This is a genomic window from Candidatus Electronema sp. TJ (assembly GCF_048287355.1).
GTDB lineage: Bacteria > Desulfobacterota > Desulfobulbia > Desulfobulbales > Desulfobulbaceae > Electronema.
Map to the genome: position 1 here is coordinate 1 of NZ_JBLWEP010000010.1, position 2,424 is coordinate 2,424.

Sequence of the window (2,424 nt, forward strand, 5' to 3'; positions counted from 1 at the left end):
TGCTCCTGCCGCAGGAAAAGCCCATGCAGGCCTGCATTGATTCTCTAGGCAGGCCTGCTCTCTCCCTCCAGGCCTGCCTAGTCCCTCCGAGCAGGCCTGCCTAGTCCCTTCCACTAGGCCTGCCTGGAGAAAACCTCCAGCTTGGCATGGTCATCAAAGGGGCGCGTCGCTGTCCCATACTCATTGTATATAGCATACTCTGCTGGCCAAGGCAAACACAGCGAGCCGCCGAGCTGACGAATCTCACGCCAGGACGCGCTGATGCGGCGCGGCATCCGGCCCCGTGAGGCGGAAGGCCCGGCTCCTCATTGCCGAACCGCGCCTGGTGTGCTATGATGCCGCATCTGTTCTGAAACGCCAACTCTGTCCCTCCACCTTCGGAGCTGCCCATGAAGCATACTGTCACCTTTCTGCCTGAGAGCGTCACCGCCCTTGTCAATCAAGGGGAGAGCCTGCTGGCCGCTGCCGCGAAAGCGGGTGTCTATGTCCACGCCTGCTGCGGCGGCGACGGAGTCTGCGGCAAATGCAAGGTGCTGGTCAAGGGCGAGGTGCGCTCGGACAAGGGCAATCTCAAGCAGGAAGACTGGGACAAGGGCTATCGCCTCGCCTGCCATTCCTTCGTGGAATCGGACGTGGAGGTGACCATCCCGGAGCTGACCACAAAGGGCGGCAAGGCGCTCAAGCGCAAGCCGAAGACCACCCGCGCTGTCTCGGCCAAGGCCTTGGACAGCCTAGTTGGCAAATGGCAGGCCGATCCGCCGGTGAGCAAGCTGTATCTCGAACTGCCGCCGCCGACCATGGAAGACAACATCGCCGACATGCAGCGGCTGCTGCGCGGCATCCGCCAGCAGCTCCACCCAGACAAGGCGCACCTGGAGCCGCATTACGACCTGCCGCAGCTGATCAAATATCTGCCCCGCACCCTGCGCGAGGCGGACTGGAAAGTCACCCTGCTGCTGCTGCGCGGCAAGAAAAAGGGAGAGAACTTCCGCATCATTGACGTTGAGGCAGGCGACACCACCGCCAAGCTCTACGGCCTAGCCATAGACATCGGCACCACCACCTGTTCCGGCGTGCTGATTGACCTGCGCAGCAGCGAGGTGCTGGCGGAGTCATCCGGGTACAACGGCCAGATCAGCTTTGGCGAAGACGTGATTTCGCGCATCATCTACGCGGCCCGGCCCGGCGGCCTGAAGGCCTTGCAGGCCAAGGTGGTCGGCACCATCAACAGCATCATCGAGGACATCTGCCGCCAGCTGATCATTTCCCCTTCGGACATCGCCTACATGATGGCCGCAGGCAACACGGTGATGTCCCATCTGCTGCTCGGCATTGATCCCAAATACCTGCGCGAGGCCCCGTACGTGCCCAGCGTGAGCGAATTCCCGCTGACCAAAGCGGCGGAACTGGGCATTCACGCCCATCCCTCCACCCGGCTTTTCCTCTACCCCTGCGTGGCCTCCTATGTTGGCGGCGACATTGTCTCCGGCGTGCACGCCTGCCAGATGGCCAAGTCCGACAAGGTCAGCCTGTTTATAGACATCGGCACCAATGGAGAGATTGTGGTCGGCGGCAAAGATTGGCTGGTCTGCGCGGCCTGCTCGGCCGGGCCAGCCTTTGAGGGCGGGGGGATACAGTACGGAATGCGGGCATCCGCCGGGGCGATAGAGAAATTTCAGATACACCCAGAGACGCTGGAGCCGATGCTGGTCACAGTCGGCCAGACCAAGCCGAGCGGCATCTGCGGCTCCGGCCTGATCGCCATCGTGGCCGAGCTGCTGGAGAACAAGGTGATTGATCAGCAGGGCAAGTTCCGCCGCGACCTTGACACGCCCCGCGTCCGCCAAGGCAGCAGCGGCTGGGAGTACGTGCTGGCGTGGAAGCACACCTCGCTGATCGGCGAGGACATCATCCTCACGGAAGTGGACATAGACAACCTGATGCGGGCCAAGGGCGCGATGTACGCAGGCTATCAGACCCTGCTGGAGTCTGTCGGCCTCAGCTTCGCCGATCTGGATCAGGTCATTCTGGCAGGCAACTTCGGGGCGTATCTTGATCTGGAGCAGGCTGTCTGCATCGGTCTGCTGCCGGACATTGCCCGCGAGCATTTCTACTATCTCGGCAACGCGTCGCTCCTTGGCTGTCAGATCAGCATGAGCGACATGGGCCGCTTCCGCGAGCGGGAAGCCACGCGCCAGCTCATCACCAACATGGAGCTGTCTGAGAACCAGGATTTCATGCAGCACTACATGGCCGCGCTCTTCCTGCCGCACACTGACATGCGGCTCTTTCCGAGCGTGCAGGAGAAGCTGGAGGGATAGGGGAGCAGTCTGTTCTGGTGACAGCCTTCCTCTGTCACCAGAACCACTTCAGCTCTGCGGTCAGCGCAGTGCTTTCCGTCTGCTCCAGCCCTAGGAACAGGGC

Annotated in this window: 1 protein-coding gene; it reads left to right on the top strand. The window is 62.1% G+C overall.

The window, feature by feature from the left end:
* The first annotated feature begins 389 nt into the window (after positions 1-389).
* Positions 390-2,321, top strand: coding sequence for an ASKHA domain-containing protein (locus ACNKID_RS01545; RefSeq protein ID WP_417911672.1), 1,932 nt, complete (start codon positions 390-392; stop codon positions 2,319-2,321).
* Positions 2,322-2,424 lie beyond the last annotated feature (103 nt).